Annotated in this window: 2 protein-coding genes and 1 pseudogene; 1 reads left to right on the plus strand and 2 read right to left on the minus strand. The window is 55.4% G+C overall.

The genetic code is table 11. From position 1 onward, the window contains the following. Positions 1-98: 98 nt before the first annotated feature. A complete protein-coding gene (gmhB, locus tag ACESMD_RS07270; RefSeq protein ID WP_372611742.1) occupies positions 99-686 on the plus strand; it encodes a D-glycero-beta-D-manno-heptose 1,7-bisphosphate 7-phosphatase in 588 nt (195 codons plus the stop codon). A gap of 110 nt (positions 687-796) precedes the next feature. On the opposite strand, the gene gyrB is transcribed toward gmhB, so the two are convergent. Together gyrB and ACESMD_RS07280 are read right to left on the minus strand one after the other, a co-directional pair. Continuing rightward, a complete protein-coding gene (gyrB, locus tag ACESMD_RS07275) occupies positions 797-3,217 on the minus strand; it encodes a DNA topoisomerase (ATP-hydrolyzing) subunit B (RefSeq protein WP_372611744.1) in 2,421 nt (806 codons plus the stop codon). Positions 3,218-3,228: 11 nt separating this feature from the next. Then, positions 3,229-3,829 (minus strand): annotated as a pseudogene (locus tag ACESMD_RS07280) (DNA replication and repair protein RecF); the annotation flags it as partial.

Genomic DNA, 3,829 nt, shown 5'->3' on the forward strand with positions numbered 1-3,829 from the left:
CTTGGCGCTTGGCGCTTGGCGCTTGGCGCTTGGCGCTTGGCAGAGAGTGTTCCACGTGAAACACTAGCAAGACCTTTCTCCACCAGGGCCCGCCACCAATGGCAACTTCCCAAGGACTCGTGATTCTGGACAGGGATGGTGTCATTAACCAGGACTCCGATAACTATGTGAAATCGCTGTCGGAATGGCATCCCTACCCGTCAGCCATCGACGCCATTGCTCGTTTGACCAAGGCCGGGTGGGTAGTCGCCGTCGCGACGAATCAGTCGGGCATCGCCAGGGGCTACCTGGATGTCACCGTACTGGAGTCCATGCACCGTGATCTGATCAGAAGGGTTGAAGCGGCAGGTGGGAAGATCGCGATGATCGCATCCTGCCCCCATGGCCCGGATGATCATTGCAGCTGTCGAAAGCCATTTCCGGGCATGTTTCTCGACATCCGTGACGCCCTGGGTCTCGATACACTGCAAGGAAGCTGGATGGTGGGGGACAGCCTTCGTGACCTTCAGGCAGGCGAAGCTGTGGGTTGCTATACGGTTTTGGTAAGAACCGGCAAGGGAGAGAAAACCCTCGCCGCGGGCAAAGGGCTGGAAGATGCAAACGTCTTTGAGGATCTTGCCGCGTTCGTCAGCTGGCTGCTGAATAATCCTTCACAGAATTATCCAGAGAATCATTCGCTACAATGAAGATCCCATAAGGAAACACCCCAACGCGACTGATGCACGCTGGGGTGTTTCATCTCTACTGGGGTGCTTGACGCTCAAGTATGTTTCACATGAAACAATGTCAATAGCGATTAGATATCCAGGTTGGCCACGAGCGCAAACCGCTCGATGAAATCGCGACGAGGTTCGACTTCATCACCCATGAGGGTATTGAACATCATGTCAGCTGCCACGGCATCCTCAATGGTCACACGCAACATCCGGCGTGTATCGGGATTCATGGTCGTATCCCACAGCTGGTCAGGGTTCATCTCACCCAGCCCCTTGTAACGCTGAATGGAAAGCCCCCGCTGTGCCTCGCTCATCAACCAGTCGAGCGCCTCATAAAAGGTACTTACCTCCTTCTTCCTTTCACCACGGGCAACATATGCCCCCTGTTCGAGCAGGCCCTCCAGGGTTTCGCCGAGGTCAGCGATGGCTCGATAGTCGGCGCTGGTGAAGAAATCGATGCCCCAGACATAGTCCGTGGTGACACCGTGAGCCGTGAGAATCACCGCGGGCAGAAAGAGGCCTCTTTCGGTATTTTCTTCGATCCTGAAGGTATATCGAGGTCCGCCTTCGTAGGCGACGAGATCATCCAGTTCCTTCTGCAGGTGATCGATCCATCCTTGCATGATCTGTCGATCACGCAGGCTGCTCTCACCATCCAGTCGTGCCGCATGGATGATACGACGCAGGACCGCGTTAGGATAGACACGCGACAGGCGATCGATACGTTTCATCGCATCACGATACTGATTAACCAGTGCCTCCAGACCCTCGCCGCCAATACCCGGCGCTTCCGGATTGACATGAAGTCGTGCACCATCCAGAGCGGTGGTGGTGAGATAGTCGATCATCGCCTGCTCATCCTTCAGATAGAGCTCCTGTTTACCGCGTTTGATCTTGTAGAGTGGCGGCTGTGCGATGAAGACATGTCCTCTCTCGATCAATTGCGACATCTGGCGGAAGAAGAAGGTAAGAAGTAGGGTGCGGATATGCGAGCCGTCAACGTCGGCGTCAGTCATGATGATGATCGAGTGATAGCGCAACTTGTCGGGATTGAACTCCTCGCGACCGATCCCGCAACCCAGGGCCGTGATCAGGGTTCCCACCTCGGCGGAAGACAGCATCTTGTCGAAACGGGCCTTCTCGACATTGAGGATCTTGCCCTTGAGCGGCAATATGGCCTGTGTCCGACGATCGCGACCCTGCTTGGCACTCCCGCCCGCCGAATCGCCCTCCACCAGAAAGATCTCGGAGAGGCTCGGATCCTTCTCCTGGCAATCCGCCAGTTTCCCCGGAAGCCCGGCAATGTCCAGGGCGCCCTTGCGGCGTGTCATATCCCTCGCCTTTCGGGCCGCTTCACGAGCTCGCGCTGCATCCAGCATCTTGTTGACGATGCCCTTGGCTTCATTGGGCTTTTCGATCAAGTATTCGGAGAACAGGCGACCCATCTCCTGCTCAACCGCTGTCTTGACCTCAGAGGACACCAGTTTGTCCTTGGTTTGTGAGGAAAATTTCGGGTCCGGCACCTTGACGGAAATAATCGCGGTCAGCCCCTCTCTGGCATCGTCGCCAGAGGTATTGACCTTGGATTTCTTGAGCAGGCCCTCTGCCTCGATATAGTTATTCAGGGTTCGGGTAAGCGCTGCCCGGAAACCCGCCAGGTGGGCACCACCATCACTCTGGGGAATATTGTTGGTATAGCAGAAGAGATTTTCCGTGAAGGCTTCACTCCACTGCATGGCGACTTCGACACCGATACCGTCATCTCGCTCTGCGTTGAAGTGGAATACCGGATTGATCACCGTCTTGTTGGTGTTGAGATGGTCCACGAAGGCTTTCAAGCCACCTTCATAATGGAAAACCTCTTCCTTGCCGTCACGCTCGTCGGTCAGACGGATAGCGACACCCGAGTTGAGAAACGACAGTTCTCGAAGTCGCTTCGCGAGAATATCGTAATGAAATTCGATACTTGAAAAGGTCTCTGCTGAAGGCTTGAAATGCACCTTCGTGCCTGTCTTTTCCGATTTTCCTACTACGCTCATGGGTGTCCTGGGAACCCCATGGTGATAGACCTGCTCGAATACCTGCCCTGAGCGCCAGACTGTCAGCTTCAGCTCTTCGGATAACGCATTGACGACCGAGACCCCGACACCATGCAGGCCACCCGACACCTTGTAGGAATTGTCATCGAACTTTCCCCCGGCGTGAAGCACCGTCATGATGACCTCGGCTGCGGAAACCCCTTCTTCCTCATGGAGGTCAGTGGGAACTCCTCGACCGTCATCGGTGACCGTTATGGATTCATCCGGATGGATGATCACCCTTATCTCCGTGCAGTAACCTGCCAAAGACTCATCGATGGAATTGTCCACCAGCTCGAAGACCATATGGTGGAGGCCTGTGCCATCATCCGTATCGCCGATATACATGCCGGGACGCTTGCGTACCGCATCCAGCCCCTTGAGCACCTTGATGCTCGTTGAGTCGTAAGCCTGCTCGCTCATTGACCGCTCCGTCATGAAATCTGTCTATCGAGTGGCGCCAACAGTCCTTCACCGTGGCTCGACTGTTTCACGTGAAACCTCGACACCGGGGTAGTGGCTCGCCAATTGTTTGTCAGGGCATTCGGATCCACACTGGTGATGAACACCTGGCAATGCATTCGTTCCAGCCAGTCACAGAAGGTGCTTTGGTGGGCACTGTCCAGTTCAGCCGGCAAATCATCAATCAAATAAATACAGGTGCGTCCAGTCATTGTTTCAAAAAGCGTTCCTTGCGCCAGCTTGAGGGCACTCACGACCAATTTCTGTTGGCCCCGCGAGAGAATCTCCACGGCAGGTCGTCGATGGAGACGAATGCCGAGATCTGCTCGCTGCGGTCCCTGTTGCGTGAAACCCATCCGTCTGTCGGTGTCTCGCCCCTGGTAAAGCGCTTCGGCGAGCGAACGTCGCTTGTCCCAACCCCGATAATATCGCAGCTCGAGGCCCTGAAGAGGCATAAGCCCCTGAAGTGCTAGCTCGAAAACAGGCATGAAGTCTTCTACCCAGGCTTCACGCAGCACATTCAACCGTTCTCCCCAATGAGCCAGCTCCAACTCCCAGGGCGACAGTGAAGCC

The organism is Halomonas sp. (assembly GCF_041689495.1).
In the GTDB taxonomy this organism is placed as follows: domain Bacteria; phylum Pseudomonadota; class Gammaproteobacteria; order Pseudomonadales; family Halomonadaceae; genus Halomonas.